16 protein-coding genes are annotated in these 20,272 nt (G+C 74.8%); 13 read left to right on the top strand and 3 right to left on the bottom strand.

Features of this window, described 5'->3' with window-relative positions; genetic code table 11:
• The 3 genes from ACZ4MF_RS10830 to ACZ4MF_RS10820 are packed head-to-tail and all read right to left on the bottom strand — an operon-like array spanning window position 1 to window position 4,311.
• A complete protein-coding gene (locus tag ACZ4MF_RS10830) occupies window positions 1–2,166 on the bottom strand; it encodes a hypothetical protein (protein ID WP_467491693.1) in 2,166 nt (721 codons plus the stop codon).
• Window positions 2,163–3,242, bottom strand: coding sequence for a hypothetical protein (locus ACZ4MF_RS10825; protein WP_467491692.1), 1,080 nt, complete (start codon window positions 3,240–3,242; stop codon window positions 2,163–2,165). Before ACZ4MF_RS10825 ends, ACZ4MF_RS10830 begins: the two co-directional genes overlap by 4 nt.
• Before the next feature lie 13 nt (window positions 3,243–3,255).
• Window positions 3,256–4,311: a protein kinase domain-containing protein gene (locus tag ACZ4MF_RS10820; RefSeq protein ID WP_467491691.1), complete on the bottom strand. Its 1,056-nt coding sequence runs from the start codon at window positions 4,309–4,311 to the stop codon at window positions 3,256–3,258.
• A 134-nt stretch (window positions 4,312–4,445) separates the two neighbouring features.
• Here ACZ4MF_RS10820 and ACZ4MF_RS10815 point away from each other — a divergent pair, with 134 nt between their 5' ends.
• From ACZ4MF_RS10815 to ACZ4MF_RS10755, 13 genes are read left to right on the top strand one after another with little or no spacing between them, the layout of a single operon-like run.
• The gene (locus ACZ4MF_RS10815) at window positions 4,446–5,309 is read left to right on the top strand and encodes a CHAT domain-containing protein (protein WP_467491690.1); all 864 of its coding nucleotides are present in this window, start codon (window positions 4,446–4,448) and stop codon (window positions 5,307–5,309) included.
• On the top strand, window positions 5,306–5,947 hold the full coding sequence (locus tag ACZ4MF_RS10810; RefSeq protein ID WP_356034622.1) for a hypothetical protein: 642 nt from the start codon (window positions 5,306–5,308) through the stop codon (window positions 5,945–5,947). Before ACZ4MF_RS10815 ends, ACZ4MF_RS10810 begins: the two co-directional genes overlap by 4 nt.
• Window positions 5,948–5,949: 2 nt before the next feature.
• Entirely contained in the window at window positions 5,950–6,963 is a 1,014-nt protein-coding gene (locus ACZ4MF_RS10805; protein ID WP_467491689.1) for a HesA/MoeB/ThiF family protein, read from the top strand.
• Window positions 6,960–8,459 carry an effector-associated domain EAD1-containing protein gene (locus tag ACZ4MF_RS10800; protein ID WP_467491688.1) on the top strand — a complete coding sequence of 500 codons (1,500 nt, stop codon included), beginning with the start codon at window positions 6,960–6,962 and terminating at the stop codon, window positions 8,457–8,459. The genes ACZ4MF_RS10805 and ACZ4MF_RS10800 overlap by 4 nt, the downstream gene beginning before the upstream one ends.
• Complete coding sequence (locus ACZ4MF_RS10795) at window positions 8,452–9,543, top strand: JAB N-terminal domain-containing protein (RefSeq protein WP_467491687.1); 1,092 nt, start codon at window positions 8,452–8,454, stop codon at window positions 9,541–9,543. The genes ACZ4MF_RS10800 and ACZ4MF_RS10795 overlap by 8 nt, the downstream gene beginning before the upstream one ends.
• On the top strand, window positions 9,491–10,360 hold the full coding sequence (locus ACZ4MF_RS10790) for a hypothetical protein (protein ID WP_467491686.1): 870 nt from the start codon (window positions 9,491–9,493) through the stop codon (window positions 10,358–10,360). The genes ACZ4MF_RS10795 and ACZ4MF_RS10790 overlap by 53 nt, the downstream gene beginning before the upstream one ends.
• Window positions 10,357–12,261 (top strand): ATP-binding protein, encoded by a 1,905-nt coding sequence (locus ACZ4MF_RS10785; protein WP_467491685.1) that lies wholly within the window; start codon window positions 10,357–10,359, stop codon window positions 12,259–12,261. Before ACZ4MF_RS10790 ends, ACZ4MF_RS10785 begins: the two co-directional genes overlap by 4 nt.
• 39 nt (window positions 12,262–12,300) lie before the next feature.
• Window positions 12,301–13,506: an AAA family ATPase gene (locus tag ACZ4MF_RS10780; RefSeq protein WP_467491684.1), complete on the top strand. Its 1,206-nt coding sequence runs from the start codon at window positions 12,301–12,303 to the stop codon at window positions 13,504–13,506.
• Window positions 13,507–13,536: 30 nt separating this feature from the next.
• On the top strand, window positions 13,537–14,331 hold the full coding sequence (locus tag ACZ4MF_RS10775; protein ID WP_467491683.1) for a hypothetical protein: 795 nt from the start codon (window positions 13,537–13,539) through the stop codon (window positions 14,329–14,331).
• Between the two features lie 3 nt (window positions 14,332–14,334).
• On the top strand, window positions 14,335–14,598 hold the full coding sequence (locus ACZ4MF_RS10770; protein WP_467491682.1) for a hypothetical protein: 264 nt from the start codon (window positions 14,335–14,337) through the stop codon (window positions 14,596–14,598).
• Window positions 14,595–15,296 (top strand): hypothetical protein, encoded by a 702-nt coding sequence (locus ACZ4MF_RS10765; protein WP_467491681.1) that lies wholly within the window; start codon window positions 14,595–14,597, stop codon window positions 15,294–15,296. The genes ACZ4MF_RS10770 and ACZ4MF_RS10765 overlap by 4 nt, the downstream gene beginning before the upstream one ends.
• Before the next feature lie 45 nt (window positions 15,297–15,341).
• A complete protein-coding gene (locus ACZ4MF_RS10760) occupies window positions 15,342–17,099 on the top strand; it encodes a hypothetical protein (protein ID WP_467491680.1) in 1,758 nt (585 codons plus the stop codon).
• Window positions 17,096–20,263 carry a WD40 repeat domain-containing protein gene (locus ACZ4MF_RS10755; protein WP_467491679.1) on the top strand — a complete coding sequence of 1,056 codons (3,168 nt, stop codon included), beginning with the start codon at window positions 17,096–17,098 and terminating at the stop codon, window positions 20,261–20,263. Before ACZ4MF_RS10760 ends, ACZ4MF_RS10755 begins: the two co-directional genes overlap by 4 nt.
• Window positions 20,264–20,272: the final 9 nt, after the last annotated feature.

Here is a 20,272-nt window from a genome sequence, read left to right as displayed (position 1 = left end):
TCAGAGCATGGAGTTCAGCAGGACGTAGCCGAGCGCGCCGACCAGGATGAGGACGAGCGCGCCCAGGAAGAACACGGTCACCCCGTCGAGCCCCAGGCGGTCCAGCCCCCGGCGGCCGCCGTCGTCCGGTGGCGACTGCGGGCCGGTCCCGATGCGCGGATCGCCCGGACCGTTGGCCGGCTGCCGGGGCGGCACGGGCGTGTCCCAGTGCGCGGGGTCCGGGTCGACCCGCTGCGTGGGGTGGGCCGCGTCGGCGGCGACGGGATGCGCCCACTCGGTGTGCGTGCGCGTGTGCGTGCGTGCGTGCGTGGCGTACGGCTGGGGCCGGGCCGCCGGGGCGGGGGCCGGGCGCGCGGAGGGCGCGGCCGGTGCGGCGGGCGGGGTGTGCGTCGCGGGTGCGCTGGTCACCGGTCCGCGCGGCCGGGTGCCGTACGCGGAAGCGGAGGCCGATCCCGTGACGGGCCCTGCGTAGCCGTGGTCGCGCAGGAACTGTTCCGACAGCTCGTGGCGGATCGGCTGCTGGGCCGCGTCGTCGGCCGCCAGCTCCAGCGCGGCGGCGTAGAGCCCGAGCGGTGCCTGGACGCCCGCGCGTTCGACCAGTTCCCGGGCGGCCGTGCGGTCCAGTCGCGGGCCGTGGGCGGCGATGAGCAGGTGACGGAAGCAGTCGGTCTCCTTGGCGCGGTCGCCGGCGGCGATCCGGTCGACCGGGCCGAGCAGCAGCCCGTGGCCGTACCACAGCCGTGCGGTGTCAGGGCCGTGCCCGGCGTCGGCGAGGTGGCGCAGCACCAGGTGCGCGGCGTCCGGGAAGTGCTCGGCGTGGCGGGCGACGAAGTCCAGCAGTTCGTCCGCCGGGCTGGCGGCGAGGAGGCCGCCGTGGTGCAGTGTGCCGGCGGGCAGGCCGAGGTGCAGGGCCACGACCAGCAGCCGGCGGTGCGCGGCCCCGCTCAGGTCCAGGCCCTCGTCCGGCACGTGCCGCAGGAAGGCGGCGGCCACCGTCGGGGCCGGGGGCTCCGCGTCGGCCGTCGCGTACACCAGCGCGTCGGGCCCGCCGTCCAGACATGCCTCGACGGCCTCGCTCACCAGGAGGTCCCGCAGTTCGTGACGGCGTATCGCGCGCTGCTCCAGGCGGCGCCAGCGGCGCAGTGCCGCGGCCAGCCAGTCCGCCGGCTGCCGTCTCAACTCCCCGGCGAGATCGGCCTGTCCGGACACGAGGGCGCCGCGCGCGGCGGCCTGCTCCAGCAGGACGTCGTCGAGGAAGACGTCCGGTCCGGGCCGCGGGTCGGCGATCCGGCCGTCCACGATCGGTACCGACCGCCGCCAGGCGGTCACGTCGACCGCGTCGGTCAGCGGCCGGCGCGGGCGGATCCGCTCCAGGGCCGGGTGCCCGGCCGTCCGGTACAGCTCGACCAGCTGGGCGGCGAAGCGGGCGGTCTCCGACGCGGGCGGCGGTTCGGTGACGTCGACGCGCAGGCGCTGGTTGATGTACATCGACTGGGGCGGGCGGGCGGCGAGGAACACCACCCGGGGCTGATGGCTGCCCTTGTCGGTGGACTCCCGGCCGGCGAAGGTCCACGGGCGGCCGGCGACCGGTCCGACGATGTCGAGCAGGGCCGTCATCATCGGCAGGGCGAGCTGCGGCCGGGCGATGACGCTGAAGTCCTCCGCCGGGTCGGCGAGCACCCGGGCGACGAGCGTGGTGAGCTGGTCCGCTGGGATCCCGGCGGCCTCCTCGCGCAGCGCGGCCAGCCCCGGCCGCGCGGCCTGTTCGAGTCCGGCCAGGTCGAGCGGGGCCAGCGCGGCGCGGGTGCCGTCCGGTTCGCGGTCCTGCCAACCCGGCCAGTCGTGCAGCCCGAGCGCGAGCCGCGAGTCGATCGCGCGGGGGTCGCCGACGAGGACATGGGTCAGGGTGGCGCCGCCCCGGCCGTGCGGATTGCGGGAGGGCAGCTTGCGCAGGACGGCCGCCTCGTCCTCGAACACCAGGTGGACGAGGCTGGCCGACGCCTCCGGCTGGTCGCCCTGGCCGTCCTGGGTGGCCCACACGTACTGGAGACGTTTGGCCCAGCGGTCGATGGTGCGCAGCCCGGAGTGCGCGACGGGGCGTACCCCGGCGTTGCCTTCGTGGTCCCGTTCGGCCCAGCCGAAGAGGATCTGGTCGACCGTCGTCATCCGGTAGCTCCCTGGCCGAGGTCGGTGGGGCCGAGCACCCCGCACATCGCGAAGAGGGCGAGCATGGGTTTGAGCGTGCGGCGGGGCGCGAAGCTCCCGTGCGGGGAGCGCTGGACGCCGTCCGCCTCGACGGCCTTGTGGCCGGTCGCCGTGGCGAAGTGCAGGGTGGAGTGGGCGCAGCGGACGAAGGGCGCGAGCCAGCCGCGGGCCTCCCGGGAGCTGAGGAAGGCGTACGCGTCCTCGCTCTCCTCCTCCACGGTGGCGAGGTGCAGTTCCTCGTCGGGCGAGGCGTTCTGGAACCAGCGGTCGACGAGGTTCTCGTGATGCCGCAGCAGATCGCACTTGCCGATCACGACGGCGGCCGGCAGCGGCAGGAACTGGGAGCCGTCGACCCCGCGCAGCCGCGCGATCTTGTCGAGGACGACTCCGAAGGACGGGTCGCCGGTGACGCTGCCGCCGGCCGCGGTCAGCCCGCGGATCCGGGTCGGATCGACCACGAAGACCAGCGCGCTGACCGCGCCGAGGAACGGCACCTCCGCGTCGTGGTCGGCGAGCCACTCGCCGGAGACGTCGAAGAAGGCGACGGCGAAACTGCGGCCGGTGTTGCTGTTGTGGATCCACAGCGCGTCGGTGAACTCCGGCGGCTGCGCGGGGGTTCCCGCCAGGCCCAGCCCCTGGTCGAGGAAGGGGCGGACGACGTCCTTCAGATAGCGCTGGTGCAGTTTCAGGTCGAGGCCGCCGACGACCAGCCCGAGCCGGGCCATCCGGTCGACGTCGGAGAGCATGCCGAGCATGGCGGCGAGCAGATGGCTCTTTCCGGCGGCGGACTCGCCGACCACCCCGATGACCAGGGGCTCACCGAAGTCGCCGTAGCGGCCGGGCAGGACATGCGGTTCGCCGCCGCCTCCGGCGCACAGCCGGTAGGCGTCGAGGCGGCGGTGGTTCCAGCGCACGTCGTCCTCGTCGGGCAGCCGGACGAGAGGTTCGGGCCGGCCGTCGGCGTTGAGGGTGACGGTCTCGGCCTGCGCCCAGTCGACGGTGCTCAGGCAGATGGGGCACCTCACGTGGTCTGTCACGTCACTCCTCCTGTCAGGCCACCGCGACCACGGCGGCGACCACGGCGATCAGGGCGACGGCCAGGACGGTGTACACGACGACGGTCTGCCACCGGCGGGGGCCCGGGTCCGGGGGCCGGACGGTCCGGCCGGCGGGCCCCGGGGCGCCGCCGGGGTCGTACGCCGGTCTGCGCGAGGCCTGGTGGAAGGCGTGCTGCCGGGCGCGCAGGTCCCGGAAGTGCTGCCGGGCCTCCTGCTCCCGCTCGGCCATCCCGGGCACGCGGCGCACGCCCGGTCCCTGTGCGGTGACGTGGCCGGTCCGGGTGTCGTGGCGCAGCTGGAGGGTGTACCCGGTGACGCGGTGGCGGGCCTCGTCGGTGAAGACCCCGTCCAGCAGGGTGCGCAGACCGGGGTCGAGCCAGCGCACCCGGTCCCGCATCTCCGCCGCCGTGGTGACCTCCTCGCCGGTGGTGAGGTGGAAGAGGACGGCGCCGGCGGCGTACACGTCGTCGCGGCAGTCGGCGCGGCCCCGGCCGTCCGCCTGTTCCGGGGAGCGCCACGGGTCGGTGCCGGCCGGGCCGCCGCGCGGATCGCCCTCGTCCAGGGTGAGACCGAAGTCGGCGAGCTGCACGGTGGTGCCGTCCCACCACAGGGTGGCGGGCCGGATGTCGCGGTGCACCAGGCGCAGGTCGTTCAGGTGCCGCAGCACCGTGAGCACGCCGCCCGTGACGGCCGACAGCTCGTCGGGCGGCAGCGGCAGGTCGGCCAGTTCGGCGAGGGGGCGGCCGCGCCGGGTGGCCACCAGGAAGGGCGCCCGGTCGTCCGGCCGGTAGCCGATGACCCGGCCCAGCTCGGGCGGGTAGCGGGTGACGCCGAGCCGGCGGACCAGCACGTCGGCGGTGCGCACGGTGCGCTCCAGTTCCCGGCGTGCCCCGTCGGTGTGCGCGATGCGCTGCACGACGTGTTGGCCGCCGCCGTGCACCAGTACGCCGTGCCGCTCCCGGAATCCGCCGCGGGAACTCTCTCCCTGTTGATCAAAGTCGATCTCGAAGATCGACTTTCCGGCTTCGCGGCCACCACAGGTGATCATTTCCAGACGCTCGATCAAACCCGCCCCCGATAAGTGTGCTGCGGAATCCGAAACTACACCCGTCGGGCGCCACTGCGCGTACTCTTCTCCCCAAGGGCCTGTGCAGCAACGGTAGTTGTCTCGGGGGACGACGGATGGCCAGTCCGACATGGAAACGTCTGCGCGACGCCGGCGCATTCGAAACACTGGGCGAATTGTTTCCGGACATGCTCAGCGGTCACGCATTTCTCGAAGACGTGGGAATAAGCCCTGCCCTGCTGCCGCCTTTCGGCGGGCCCCTGCCCGCCGCCTCCTGGTGGCGCGCGGTGTGCCGCACCGTCGACCAGGGCCGCTTCGCGGCCATCACCCTGGGCGACCTCGTCACCGCGGCGGCCGCCCTCTTCCCGGGACACGAGGGCCTCACCGCCCTCGCCGGCCCGGCCGGCCACGGCGCGTCGGCCGGCCTGCGGGTGCTGTGCCTGATGGCCGCGCCGCTGGACGAGGCCAGGCTGCGCCTCGGCGCCGAGCAGCGCGTCATCCAGGACGCGGCGGCCCGCTCCGCCGGCCGGCTGACGGTGACGGTCCACCCGGCCGTCCGGATCTCCGACCTCCTTCCCCGGCTCCGCACGGCACGGCCGCACCTCGTGCACTTCGCCGGGCACGGTACCGACGACGGGCGCCTCCTCCTGGAGGACGACTCGGGCACCTCCGCACCGGTCCCGGTGCGCGCCCTGGCCGCCGCGCTCGCCCTGTCCGCGCCCCTCGTCTGCGTGGTCCTCAACTCCTGCTGGTCGGGGGCGTACGCGGACGGCCTGCTCGACTGCGCCGACACCGTCGTGGGCACCCGCGGCGCGCTCGACGACGCCGCCGCGCTCGTCTTCGCCGAGGGCTTCTACGGCTCGCTCGCCCACTCCACCGCCGTCGACCGGGCGTGCGACGCCGCCCGCGCGGCCCTCGCCCTCGCCGGCCACGCACCGGACGAGGTGCACCAGTGCTCCCGAAGGAGCCGCGCCGCATGACGACTCCCGAGACGCCCGCCGGGACCTCCGCCCCGGCCGACGTCGCCAGCGCCTTCGAGCGCGGGCTCCAGCGCGGCGACAACCCGCAGGTGGCGGGCGCCGACGGCCCGGCCTCCACCACCCTGGACTCCCGCTGGCTCGGCACCTGGCGGCGGCCCGGCTCCCCGCGCCGCGCCCCCTGCCGGGTGTGCGGGCACACCTTCCGGCTCGACGACACCGTGTACCTGCGCCACGCCGAGGACGGCAGACTGGCCGACGTCACCCACCATCTGCGCAACCTGCCGTGCAGCGGCGAGGCCCCGGCGGCGTCCGGACCGCCCGACCCGGACGCGCAGGCCGCGTTCTTCCACGGCGTCGACGACACCGACCCCCGCCCGGACACCCTGCACACCGTCCGGCTGATGCCCGGCGACCCGGTGCTCGGCCGCCCCGGCCGGCGCAACGCCTGCTTCGTGTGCACCCACACCTTCCGGCTGTTCGAGACCGTCGTCGTCTGCCCCTGCTCGCCCGAGGCACCCGGCTGCCGCAAGGCCGTCCACCAGGACCCGGCGCGCGGCCTCGGCTGCTTCGAGCAGTGGCGCAGCGAACTGACCGTCAAACAGTGCCCGATGAACTTCCGCACCCTGAGGCGGGAGTAGCCATGGGACGCTTCGACCGGCACGCCCTGATCGCCGGCTGGGACCAGCGACGGCTCGCCGGGGCCACCGTCGTCCTGTGCGGAGCGGGCGCGCTCGGCAGCCAGTGCGCGCAGGCCCTCGCCCTCGCCGGCGTGGGCCGGCTGGTGCTGTGCGACCCCGACACGGTCTCGGAGTCGAACCTCAGCCGCGCCCCGCTGTTCCGCGCCGCCGACATCGGCGCGCCCAAGGCGGCCGTCGCGGCCCGGTACCTCGCCGAGCTGTCCCCGGTGACCCGTGTCGACGCCCGCACCGCCCCCCTGGTCAGCGGGGTGGGCCTCGCGGAACTGCGGGACGCCTCTCTGGTCGTCAGCTGCCTGGACAGCCTCGCGGCCCGGCTCCAACTCGCGGGCCGCTGCCTCCAGGTGGGCGCGGCCCTGCTGGACGGCGGCACCAGCGCCTGGGGCGGCGAGATACGGCTGTACGAGCCGGACGGCCCCTGCTTCGGCTGCGGTCTGACCGCCCGCGACCGCGCCGCCCAGGACGACCCCTGGTCCTGCACGGACGCCGTCGTCCCCGAGGCCGGCGCCTCGGCACCCGTCTCCGCGCTCATCGGCTCCTGGCTGGCGGTCACCGCGGTACGGCAGCTGTGCGGCGCCGGCCCCGCGCCCGGCGTGGTCCGGGTCGACGCCGCCGGCGGTACGGCGACCCCGGTCACCGCGCGCCGCGACCCCGGCTGCCCGCTGCACAGCCGTATCCCCGCCGACCTCGTCTGCGCCGTCCCGTGCACGGCACAGTCCACCGCGGCCGACCTGACCGGCCGACTCGCCCCCGAGGAGACCGTGATGACCTGGGCGCCGCTGCCCGGTACCGCGCCCACGCGCGAATCCACCCGGCTCGCCGACGCGCCCCCGTGTGCCCGGCTCGCCGATCTCGGCGTGGCCCCACGCGAGATCCTGCCGGTCGTCAAGGCCGGCCGCACCCGCGGAATCCGCTACCTGGAACTCTCCGGGGCCGGCGGGAAAGGAACGCCCCGATGAGCTACGACACGGGCAAGCTGCCAGGCGAGATCAAACGCGTCCTGGTCGACACGCTGGCCGACATCTACCGCACCCAGGGCCAGGCCGAGGAACTGCTGGAGGACATGGACTTCCCGCCGCTGACCCGGCCCCGCTGGGACGCGGCCCAGGAGGTCGCCGCCTACTGGCGGCAGGTGGTGCGCGCCCTGGAGCTGGGCGCCCTCCAGCGCGACGGCGTCCGGCAACTGGTGGACGCGGTGCTGCGACGCTGGCCCGGCAACCAGGACCTGACCAAGATCCGCGGCTTCCTCGAATCGCAGGAGCAGGAACAGGAGGGCGGCGGCGGAAACGCCGACACCCTGTACCGCACGGTGGAGTTCGTGGGCAGCGAGGCCTACCCCGAACTGCTCAGACTCGTGCGCGAACTGCTCGACGCCGACGCCGTCCAGCTCTACGCCGGCCACCGGCAGGCCGCCTTCCGTATCGCCGCCATGCCCGCCGAGCGGCTGGAGGAGCTGCGCGAGCGGGCCGCGCGCATCGCCCCCGGCGTCGAAGTGCTCTACGGGGAGTACGACTTCCGGCCCACCCTGTACACGCGCCTGGAGGTCATGGGCCCCGACGGCCAGCAGTTCGAGATCCCGTACGTGCCCAACACGACCCTGCCGGGCGAACTCGTCCCTGCCGTCTGGGCGCAGTACCGGCCCGAGGTGGCCCAGGACGCCAACGGCCATCTGCTGCGCGCCGTCGTCGACTACCGCGACGAGAACGGCGAGGCCCACCGGCTCGACCCCGAGGAACCGCTGCACAACCAAGGGGTCCGGGACGGCGGACAGTTGCAGATGTCCGCCGAGTCCACCGCCGGTGTCGACAGCTGGCTGCGGCTGGAGGCCCTCGCCCGGGCCCGCGACGACATCGTCGACTTCGCCGCCGAGCACCCGGAGTTCACGCTCGTCGAGATGGACGACGACAGGCTGCCGCTGGAGTACACGGTGGAGCTGCACGTCCCCGGCTTCGCCCCGCCCGAGGACCTGGAGGCCTGGCCGCCGGACCCGCAGCGCATCGACCGGCACGAGCTGATCGTCTGGATGCCCGCCGAGTTCCCCATCCAGGCGCCGCGCGTGCGCTGGCAGTCGGACGTGTTCCACCCGAACATCGCCCGCGACAAGGACCACAAGGGCGGAGTGTGCCTCGGCCCGCTGATGACCGACTACACCCCCGACCTCAGCATGTACTCCCTGTGCCAGATGCTCATCGACATGGTGCGCTACCGCAACTACGAGATCCTGCCGCACGACTATCGCATGGCCCGGGACTACGACAGCCTGGTGCAGGACATCCTCCAGCGCGGCGAGTACCTCGACGCCGACGCCGCCGCCTGGGCGTTCTCCTGGGAGGGCCAGGAACGCATCAAGGAGATCGGCGGCACCACCTGGCTGACCCGGGCCGGTCTGACCGAGCGGACCGACCGCTCCCGATTCCTTCAGGTCGAGCGCGTGGAAGCGAGCCCGGATGAGTGACGAAGCCCGCGCCGGCGCGGCCATGGTGCTGCTCTACAAGGGCACCTCCTTCGAACTGGTCGGCAAGATGACCCTCTCCTCACTGCTGGTCGAGGCGGTGCGCAGGGAACTGGCCGGCGGCGACCCGGACGAGCAACTGGTCCTGGAGATCCGCTATCTGCGCCGGCCGGACCCCCGGCTGGCGGACGGCCCGCGCACGATCCACAACCTCCGCAGCCAGATCGGCAGACTGGCACTGACCGTCACCCGCGGCTCGGAGAAGGTGGTCGACGGCGAGTTCCCGGTGCGCGAACTGCTCGGCCCGGTCCTCCAGCACGTGGTCCAGCAGATCGATCCCGACGAGGAGGTGTGGGGTTTCTGCCTCGACCACCCCTCGCTCAGCGGAGTCGCCCTCGGCCGCTCCACCCCCGAGGTCGAGGGCACCATGGACCTCAACCTGCGGGAGAGCAGGCGCAGTTTCACCGTGCGCAAGGTCGCCGAGCCGCCGATGCCCGGCCTGGACCCGGACACGCTGGGCATCGACGCGGCCGGACTCGGCCCGGTGACGGTCCTGCTCTCCGCCGACCTCCACGGCTATCTGCACGAGATGAAGCTCTCCCGCCGGCTGGAGGAGGGCGGCTTCCTGCTCGGCAAGGTCCTCAGGGTCCTGCGCCCCGACCGGGCGACGGCGGACGGCGGCGACGGCGAGGCACCGGCCGACCGCTATCTCGTGGAGATCACCGAGGTCACCCCCGCCGAGCACTCGGGCGCCGGAGCGCTGCACTTCACCTTCACCGGCGACTCCTTCCGCGACATGAACCAGCGCATCACCGCCTCCGGACAGGACCGCCAGCTGATGGGCTGGTACCACACCCATCTGTTCTCCGGGAACGACTCGGGGCTCTCCAGCATCGACGTCGACCTGCACCTCGGCACCTTCCGGCAGCCCTGGCAGGTGGCCGGACTGATCAACCTCTCCGGCGACGAGCGTCTGCTGCGCTTCTACGCCCGTCGCGGCGACTCGGTACGCGAATGCGAACAGTGGGTGAAAGATGACCGCGGTCGATACCGCCTCGCGCGTGCTGCTGTGGTCGACGACGACTGACGGCACGGCGGCGGCCCCGGCCCCGCCCGAAGGCGAACTGACGGATCCTCAGGAACTGGCCGTGCCGCCGCCGGACGTCGGCGCGGCCGTCGTCCGGCTGGCCGCGCAGACGGCGGCCCGGCTCCGGCTGGACGCACTGGCGTCGGGGGAGCGGCGTCCGGTCGGCGTGGGCGCCCTGCTGCTCGCCGCCGCCGTCGGCGGCCGGGACCGGGCCCGTCTCGCGGCCGAGACGGTACGGGCGGTGCCGCCCGCCCGCTCGCTGTGGGACGTGCTCGCCCACCACGCCGTCGTCGCACCCGCCCTGCCGCACATCGCCGACCCGACACTGGCCGGGCGGCTGCGCGCCGCCTCGCCGCTCACCGCGCTGCTCGACCGGCCCGACCCCGTCGGCGAGAGCGACGCCGAACTCCTCCTGGAGGACCGACTGCTGACGCACCCCCAAGGGCGACGACTGATCACCACCGTCTACTGCGAGGCCCCGGCCTCCCCGGCCCAGGCCCTGTGGCGCGGCCGACTGCTCGACCAACTCCGCATGAATGACCGCGAGTTGGTGATCGACGTGTACGAGGCGGCCCTGCTGCGCCACACCGCGGCCCACCTGGCACTGATCCGCCGGGCGCGCATCGGCCTGGCCGTGCCGCCCGACCTGGACGCGGCCCGCCCCGTCGCCCGCTGGTGGGCCGCGCTGGCCCGGCTGGAGCGCTCGCACCGGCAGCTGCTGCGCGCCCGCTCCGGCATCGGCAAGGAGTACCTGGCGGGCGTACGCCTGTACCGGCAGGTGGAACGGCTGGAAGCAAGAGGGGGAAGTCCCGCATGACCACGAGCGTGCGCCGTATCTCCGTCGTCGCGCCGGACGAGCCTTCCCGGGCCGCCCTGCGCCGGCAGCCGCCCCATGTCACCGTCGAACAGGCGCTGGCCTCCGGGCCGTACATGCTGCTCCTGCCGCTCCCGCGGGGTTGGGACCTGCTGGCCTGGGAGACCGTCTCGGCCGAACTGCTCCTCCAGGCCGACCTCTCGCCCGGCACCCCGCTCTATCCGCCGACGTACGCCTCGGCCCGGCCGGACCTCACCAAGGCGCCGGCCCCCCGGAGCGAGGACCCGCCGCCGCGCGAGCAGGCTCCGCCCGAGGCGCCCGTCCACCGGCACCCGCAGCCCGTCGAACTCCACGAGGACGAGGCCACCGTCCTCGCCTACGGCCGGGACATCGCCCAGGTCTCCTCGTTGCTGCGGGCCGGGCTGTCCGTGCTGGTCGTGGCCGAGAAGCCGGTGGTGCCGCACCTGTGGCGGGAGATGGCGACCCGGGCCGGACTGCGCGCCGAGGTCCTGGAGGAGCCCCCGGACGGCGACGACACCGGGGCCGAGGACCAGCCGCCGGGCGGGGAGCCGCTCATCCCGGTGCAGCAGAACCCGCGCCAGCGTCTGCTGGGCCGGCTGCGCGAGCTGGTGCGCGCCCTCAACGACGACACCGTGCTCGTCGTCCAGCACCTCGACCTGCTCGCGGGCGGCTCCGACGGGCAGCTCTCGCCGGAGGCCCGCGAGGTGACCGAGCTGCTGCACGGGGCGCCCGAACGCGTGATGCTCGCCTTCGCCGCCCCCTCGCTGTCCGTGCCCGAGGTGCTGGGCGAGCGGTTCAGCACCCGCGTCACCATCACCGGCGTCCCGCGCACCGTCTGGTTCCGCGACGACCAGGAGGAACAGCCGCTGGGCCGGGCTCTGGTGACGGTCGGCGAGTCCGCGCGCTTCGAGCGCTACGACCCCGTCGAGTTCTACAAACACGTCGCCGGCATGAACCCGGTGCTGCTCCGCCAGGCCCTGCGCTACGCGATGAGCGTCCACCGGGACCACCCGGCCCCCGTCGCCCGCGACCTGTACGCCACGATCCGGGCGTTCAAGGCCCAGATGTCCAGCAACTTCGAGGTGCCGGACGTCGGTTTCGACGACATCGCCGGCTACGACGAGGTCAAGGCCCACATCCAGCGGGCCATCGACATCGTGATGGGCCACCACCGGCTGCCGCAGGAGTTCGACCACCTGCGCACCAAGCTGATCCCGCGCGGCTTCATCTTCCACGGTCCGCCCGGCACCGGTAAGACCCTGTTCGCCAAGGCGATCGCCAACCGCATGAACGCCACCATCCTCGTCGTCTCCGGCCCCGAGGTCATGGGCACCTACGTCGGCGAGAGCGAGCGCAACGTCCGGGAGATCTTCGCCGAGGCGCGGCGCAACGCCCCCTCGGTCGTGGTCTTCGACGAGTTCGACTCCATCGCCTCGCGCCGCTCGGAACACTCCGACGGCGGCACCCGGGCCGGCAACGCCGTGGTCGCCCAGATCCTCACCGAGATGGACGGCTTCCGGCCCGAGGTGCCCACCCTGGTGATCGGCACCACCAACCGGCTGAACCTCATCGACGAGGCCCTGCTGCGGCCCAGCCGCTTCGAGTCCATCGCCATCGACCTGCCCAACGACGAGGCCCGGCTGAAGATGATCAGCCTGCACGCGGCCAAGTTCGGCATCGACGTCGGCGGCGGCGTCGACGAACTGATCGCGTCCGCGCTGCGCGGACGCAACGGCGACGACATCCACTCGGTCTTCCGGGACGCCTTCGTCGCCGCCCACTTCCAGGACCCGCCGGTGCCGCCCACCCCGGAGCAACTGGGCCAGATCGTCGGCCGGTTGCAGCGCAAACGGCGCGAGCAGCGCCGCTCGGGCAGGCGCTGACACCGTGACGGACACGAGGGACACGAGGCAGGAGGCGCGGTGAGCTGGGGCCAGGACACCGTCGACACCATCAGGGACCTGGAGTACGTACGGCGACGGCTCGGCGACGAGTTCGTCGGCCGTGAGCGGGCCGTACGACTGCTGCAACTCGCCGTGGTCTGCCGGGAACACGCACTGCTGCTCGGCCCCACCGGCACCGCCAAGAGCGAGCTGATCTCCGCCCTCGCCCGGCACGTCGAGGCCCGCCGGTTCAGCTATCTGCTCACCCGGTTCACGGAACCGTCGGAGATCTTCGGCGCGCTGGACTTCGAGCGGTTCCGCGAGGGCACCTACCAGGTGCGGACCGAAGGCATGCTGCCGACGGCCGAACTCGTCTTCCTGGACGAGGTGTTCCAGGGCAGCAGCGCCATCCTCAACACCCTGCTGACCCTGCTCAACGAGCGCCGCTACCACAACGGCGCGGCGGCCCAGAGCGCCCCGCTGATCAGCCTGCTCGGCGCCACCAACGAGATACCGGACGACCCGGGCCTGACCGCCTTCTCCGACCGCTTCCTGCTCCGCCTCCAGGTCGAACCGGTCGGCGGCACCGACCTGGAACGGCTGCTCCAGGTGGGCTGGGGCCACGAGACCCGCCGCTTCACCGAGGCCGTGCACACGGCCGAAGAGGCACGGCGCACGGGCGGCCCCGTCCCGGCCGGTACCGACGGCGGCTCGGGCACGCTCACCGTCGAACGGCTCGGCCGCCTCACCCTCCGGCTGCGGGACGTCGACCTGGACCCCGTCCTCGGCGAACACCGGGAACTGGTACGGCAGTTGCTGATCCAGGGCGTACGGCTCTCGGACCGCCGGCTGGTGCGCAGCCTGAAGCTGGTCGCCGCGGCCGCGCTGCTGCGCGAGTCGCGCACCGCCGCGCCGGCCGACCTGTGGCCGCTGGCCCACATCTGGACCGACTCGGCCGACCGCACCACCGTCGAGGACGCCGTCCAGGCCGTCGTCGAGAAGCACGGCGGGGAGCCGGCCCGGCGCCGCCGCTCCGACCACGAGATCCTGCTCGACGCCCGCGAGATCGGCGCGCCGCTCAGAAGCGAACGGCAGCCCAGTGAGTGGAGCGTCGTCGAAGGACTGCACAAACTCGCCGACCTGGCACGGGAGTTGCGAGAACATCCGCCGGTGAACACCGGGACCGAGGCAGAGCTGTCTCGTATCATTGCCGAAGTGAACGCCCTGCTCGACCAGTTCGAGTGAGGGCGGGAACACCCAAGGGGGTACCCCACCATGTGCAATCCCCGACGCGTCCGCGTCCGGGCCTCCAGCCGGCTCACCCGCATGTGGCAGGAGGAGATCAGCCGCACGGCCAGCGCCAGCACCGAGGTGGCCGCGGAGGCCACCCTGCGCCAGGAGTTCGGGACCCTGCTCGGTGTCCCGGCCCGCAGGGCCTTCGAGTCCGCGCTGGGCGCCGACACCCGCTGGACCTGGCAGGACGACGCCTACCGGCTCGACACGGACCACGGCACCGTCGTCTACCACCTCGCCACCGGCGAGATCGAGATGAGCGCCCGGCTCACCGACGTCGTCACCGCCGAAGCCGAGGTGACCCGCACCCTGCGGGGCACCGTGGAGGTGAACGCCGTCGCCGAGGAGAGCGCGCGCTACTACGACGACAGCTGGGGCGGCCTGAGCCGGTCGGTGGCCGAGCGCACCGCCCGGATGCAGGCCCAGGAACGTGCCGACCGCGAGGCCGCCGAGCAGATCGCGCGCGAGGAGGAACAGCAGCGCCTCGCCGGACAGCGCCAACTCGCCGACCAGCGCGACGACATCGACGCCGAGGCCCGCGCCGAGGCCGAACGCCGGGCCGCCGCCGACGCCGGGCGGCGCCGCGAGGAACTCGAACGCGACGCCGCGGTCCGGCTGCGCGACACCCGCACCGGCCTCCTGCGCCCCGTGCACGAGGTGCTGGCCGTGGCCTACCGCGACGCCATCGTGACGTACGCCCGCGAACACGGCGTACAGGACCTGCGGGTCGACGAGTCGGACGGGATGCTCAACATCCAGTTCGAGATGGAGGCCTGAGCGATGCGGGTCAGGGTCGAGTTCCGGTACAACGCCGAGACCGGCGAGGTCGAGCTGTTCCGGGTGGACGACATCGGCCGCGCCACCCGGGTCGGCGACCACGACGCCACCCACGACGAGATCGCCCACGGCATCGGCCGGGTGCTGGACCGCAGGCCCGGTGTCGAGGAGGTCGTACCCGGCCGGGAGCCCGTGCCCGAGCCGCCACGGCCACACGAGCGGGACGAGCCGGGCGAGGCGCCCCCCGAGCGGGAACGCCTCCAGTGAGGACGCGACCGCCCGACCTGCTGGTGCGCGCCGCCCACTGCTACGAGCAGACCGGCGACTACGCCCAGGCGGCCCGCTGCCACGACGAGGCGGGCCACCCGCTGAAGGCGGCCGAACTGTGGGAGCAGGCGGGCGACGTGACGCGCGCCGCCGACTGCTGGCAGCGCGCCGGCCGGCCGACCCGGGCCGCCGAGTGCCTGCTGTCCGCACACCGCTACGAGGAGGCCGCCGCGTGCTTCGAGGCGGGCGGCGACCTGCTGCGCGCCGGATTCACCCTGGTCACCCTCACCCGGTCCTTCGCCACCGCCGAGCAGCTGTTCGCCACCGCGCGGGCGCAGACCCCGGGCGAGCAACTGCGGCGTCGGCTCGGCCGGCAGCTCGCCGCCGCCCGGGCCTACGGCGACAGCGGACCCCTGCTGCACACCCTGGCGGAGGTGCCGGAGCGCATCGGCACGCTCACCCCGGCCCGGGAACGGGCCGACGTCGAGCGCTGGGCGGTCGTCGCGGCCGGCCTGATCCACCGCCCGGACCTCGGCGCCCTCGTCTTCGCCGCCTCCTACCGGGCCGGTGTCGGCGGCTGCGCCGAGCGCTGGCAGCACTGGGCCGCGGAGCACCTGGGCGACACCACCGGCGTACCCACCGGAACCGCACCGCCGGACCCGGTACCGCACCCGGTACCGCACCCGGTCCCGGCTTAGGCAGCGCGCGCGGCGGCAGCACCAGATCCACTCATCGGGGGACCCATGACCACTCCTTGGCGGCGCAAGAAGCGTCCGTTCCCGTTCGTCTTTCCCGCGCAGCAGTCCGCGCCGCCCCAGCCGTCCGCGCCGCCACCGCCCGCCGGGCCCGCGGAGGTGCCGCCGCCCCGCTTCACCGCGGTCCCCGTGACCCCCGGCGGTCACGACGGGCCGCCCGCGCCGCCCGACGACCCCCCCTCCGCCGACCCGGGGGAGCGCGGTGAACCCCCGGACTGGTCGGTCGCGGTCCGCTTCCCCTCCGCCCGCGCCGCCCTCGGGCATGTCGCGGCCACGGTGGAACTGGGCCCGCGGGCGCTGCGCAGATCGCCCCACGACCACTCCGTGTGGACCCTGCTCCACCCCGGGCAACAGCCCGCCCTCGCCCTCGCTCCCGCCTACGGCGGCCTGGCCTGCCACGCCGACACCGACGGCCTGCTGTGGCCCGACGGGCTGCCGGGGCACGGCTCGGCGCCCGGCCATGACACGGCGCACGGCCATGACACGGCGCACGGCCACGACGGACCCGCGGGACGGTCCGCACGAGCCGTCGAGCACCTGTCCACCGTCGCCGGATGGGACAAGTTCGGCCTCGCCGAACTCGCCGCGCACAGCCCCGAGGACACCCCGCCCCCCGGGCTCAGGGAGGTCACGGTCCTCGCTCCGGGCGCCCTCGCCCGCTGGCTGCTGCGCCGCTGCCTGGCCACCGGGGTGGCGATCACCTTCCAGCCCGTGGAGCGGATCGGCCGGGACGGCGGGCGCGACCCGGGCTGGCTGCTGCTGCGGCTGAGCGCCCCGTCCGGCGCCGTACCCGCCGGACTGGTCGAGGCGTGCGGCCGACTGCCCGGGACGGTGGCCTGCCGGGCGGCCGACCCGGACTGCCGGCTCCTGATCGACCTGCGGCTGCGACTGCCCCTGGACGACGCCGTGCTGCTGGAGGACATCCCGCTCGGACGGCACCTCGTCGTGGAGCGCGCCGGGTCCGGCATGCCGTGGCAGTGGCGGCCCAGCGACGACGAGCGGCCGGGCGAACTCCTCGACGCGCGCCCGGTGCTGGCCACCGGAGAGCCCGCGCGCACCTCCGTGCCCGTGCCGCCCCTCGGCCCCGCCGTGCCGGTCCGCCTGGTGATCAGCGCCCGCGCCCCCCACCGGGTCGACGCCGTGCTGATCGCGGACGCCGAACTCGCCCTGCTGCGCCGCTTCCTGCGCTCCCGGCCACTGCACGAGACCGCCGTGATCGCCTTCGGACCGGGCCGCCACCTGGTGACCGAACCCCCCGGACTCTGCCAGACCCTGCCCTTCGGCGTCCCCGTCTACCAGGCCGGACCCGGCGCCCTGTACCTGGAGAGCGGCTGCGTCCTCAACCCGCCGCTGCCCGACACCGCGCGCGACGAGGTGCTCGGCCTCGGCCCCGACGTCGTCACCGTGCTGTGCCGGGACGGCGCCTGGCGGCTGCGCCTGGAGGACGTACGGCCGGCCTGGCACCTGTGGGTGCCCGAACCGCCCGCCTTCGCCGCCGGACTGTCCGGCCCCGCACGGGAGTTGCTGGACCGGGTCGCCGCCGCCGTACCCGTCCCCGAGCCCGCCGCCCCGGCCGCGCCCCGCACCCCCGAGGCCGAGCGGCGCCGGCTCAACCAGGCCGCCATGGAGCACTCCCTGCGCGGCGAATACCGCGAGGCCGCCGAACTCCTCGAACAGGCGGGCCACTTCCAGCGCGCCGCGCAGATGTACGAGCGGGCCGCCGCCGAGCTGGGCGAGGGCCGGTGAGCACACCGGCCGCCGGCGCCTGGAACGCCCAGCAGATCCTCACCGTGCCCGCGCCGGACGCCCGCTGCCTGTGCCTGTCGCCCGATGGCACCGGACTCGTCGTGGTGCACGCCGAGGACGTCGTGCGCTACGACGACGAGGGGCGCGTCGTGTGGCGGCTGCCCTGGCCCGGCCCGACCCCCGGCACCATCCGGCACTCCGGCACCGACGCGGCCGTGTGGAGCCCCGACGGTGACCGCCTGTTCCTGCTCGGCGCGGGCCGCGCGGTCCTCCTGGACGCCGACACCGGCGACGCCGTGGAACTCCCCGCCGCGCTGCACACCGAGGGCGAGATCACGGCCCTCGCCCTGTCGCCCGACGCCCGGCACCTCGCGGCCGGGCTGGGCTCGGGCGACGTGCTGCTGCTCGGCCGCGCCGACGGCACGGTGACCCGGCTGCGCGGGGTCGACCCCGTGGTGGAGGTGTGCTGGATCCCGGGCCGCCAGGACACCCTGTGCGTGGCCACCGCGACCTCCGCGCAGCTGTGGGAACCGCGCGGCGCCACCATGACCGGCACCCTCGGCGGGCTGTTCGAGGGCCTGCGCCGGGTCGCCTGCTCCCCGGAGGGCCGGACGATCGCCGTCGAGGACTACGCGGGACTGCGGCTGCTGGATCCCGGCTCCGGCCGGGAGCTGGGCCGCGAGTTCGTGCCGTACCGGATGAACGCGCTGACGTTCAGCCACGACGGCTCCCTGCTGATCGCCGGCTCCGCGCTGGAGGGCCTGCGCGTCCTCGGCCCGCGCCTGGACCTCCTCGGACAGTTGCCCGGCCGGGTCACCGGCCCCGGCGAACTGAGCCTGTCCGTCAGCGGACTGTTCGCCGCGCGGCTCGATCCCGACACGGTCGCGGTGTGGGAGCCGACCGGCGCCGTACCGCGCTCGCACCGGCGCCGAGCCCCGGCCGCGCTGCACCGCTGGGCCAACGCGATGGGCGTGACCGTCGGCAAGGTCCACACCCGCACCGGAGAACGGCCCCCGGGCGTGCTGCGCGCGCTGCGGCTGCCCGAGGCGGGTACCGGCTGTGTCGCACCCGCCCTGGTCTGGTCGCCCGACGGCGCCGGCCACTGGTGCGAGTCCGGCCCCGGCCGCATCCTGGCCTACGCCGCCGACGCCACCGAACCGCACGGCTCGGCACCGGTGCCGAGCTACCCGCACGGCTGGTACGACGCCGCCTGCCTGGCCGGCGACCGCCCGGTGCTGGTCCTGGCCGCCCACTACGAACAGGGCGTCAACCGCCTCGTGGACCCGCGCGACGGCACCGTGCTCGCCGAGCGCACCGCAGGGCAGGCGGTCAGCGCCGACCCGGTGCGCCCGCTGCGCTGGGCGGTGCCCGAACCGGGCGCCGACCCGCGGACGTTGCAGGTGCACGACCTCGGCCCGGGCGCCGGCGGACCGCAGCGGCTGCCCGTCGAGGACGGGGTGCGCCGGCCCGCCTGGTCCCCGGACGGCCGACTGCTCGCCGCCGGCACCCGCGGCCGTGTCGTCGTCTGGGGCGTCGGCGCGGGCGGCCGCTGCCGACGGGTGCACGTGCTCGACTGGCCCGACCCGCGGGCCCTGGTGTGCCGGGTGGCCTGGTCCCCGGACGGCAGCCGGCTCGCCGCGACCGCGGGCAGCGCCGGCGGCCCGGTGGTGCTCTGGGACACCGGGACCTGGCAGCGCCTGCGGACGTTCGGCGAGGCCGGCGGCCGGGACTGGGCGCCCGCGCTGTCCTGGTGCGCCGACTCCCGGCTGCTGGCCTTCGCCACCGCCGAACAGGACTCCGTGGCCGAGGTCTGGGACACCGAGGAGCCACGCCGCATCCGCGTGCTCGTGCCCCCGGACGGGGTCGGCGGGCATCTGTGGACGCTGCGCTGGTCACCGGTCGGCGACCAGCTCGCGGCCACCTACAACTCGGGCGCCGCGGTCCTGTGGGAGCTGTTCACCGGCGGCCCGCGCACCGCCGCCGCGCCGGTCGCGCCCAACGGCCAGGAGGAACTGGTACGCCTCGGGGTGCTGGCGGCCGTCCACGGCTTCGGCGTACCGCTGGACCTCCTCGGCGACGTCCTGGCCCTGCTGCGCGGCACCGTCCCGCCCCGGCTGCGCGCCCTCGCCGACCACCGCGGCCTGCACGCGCTGCGCGAACTGGGCTGGCCGGGGCCCGCGTTGGCGGGACTGGCGCTGCTGCTGGTGGCGGACCTGCCCGCCGCCCCGGCGTACCTGGCCCCGCCCGAGGTCACCCCGGCCGACCTCGCCCAGGCGCTGGGCCGGGCGCTGACCGGCTCCTCGATCCCCGCCCGCGCCTCCGCACCGGCGCTGACCGAACTGACCGCCGCCCTGGGCACGGTGGACGACCGGCTCGTGGCCCTCCTGCGCATCCTGGGCCCCGAGGCGGTCGCCGTCGATCCCACACTGCCCGCCCGGATGCGCCGGCTGCGGCTCTCCCTCACCCCGCCCGGACCCGCCCAGCGCGCGCTGCTCGGCCTGCGTCTCCTGGACGGCGACACCGGGCTCGCCATGGGCGGCGCCGGCGGCAGCGGCCGCTCCGGACTGGCCCGGCACGGCCCCGCCACCCGGCTGCTGCCCACCCAACTCGCCCTGCCCACCGACCTGTTGCGGGCCCGGCACGCCCGGGACGAGCTGCTGTACCGCACCAGCAGCGGCCGGCTGCCACGCGATCCGCACGGGCTGGTGCTGGTGCTGGACGACACCCCCGCCACGCACGGCAAGGTCGGCTCCGTGCTGCGGCTGGCCGCCCATCTGATGGCCGTCACGGTGCTCCGGCTCGGCCGGCCCTGCGCGCTCGTTCCGCTCGGTGAGCCCTGGCGGTCCCGGCTGCTGCTCGGCCCGGAGGACCTGGTCCATGTGTGGGCCGCCGGACCGCTGTCGGCGGGTGATGTGCCGACCGCGTTCCGCGAGGCAGAGGTGGTCGCGGCCCGGCTCACCGCCGACCTGTCCGGGCCGCCCCGGATGGTCCTGCTGTCGCACCCCTACCTACGGCCCGTGCCCCGGCCCGGACTGCGCGAACTGCGCGTGCACTACCCGGGCGTCCCGTGGCGCGAGCCGGCCCGGCACCGCCAGGTCCTGGCGCCCGAACCCGCCCCGGAGGAACTGCGGGCGGCGCTGACGGCACTGCTGTCGGACGACTGAGTCCCGTGC

Source organism: Streptomyces sp. NPDC025793 (assembly GCF_055558375.1).
This window is presented reverse-complemented; position numbering and strand designations above follow the sequence as displayed.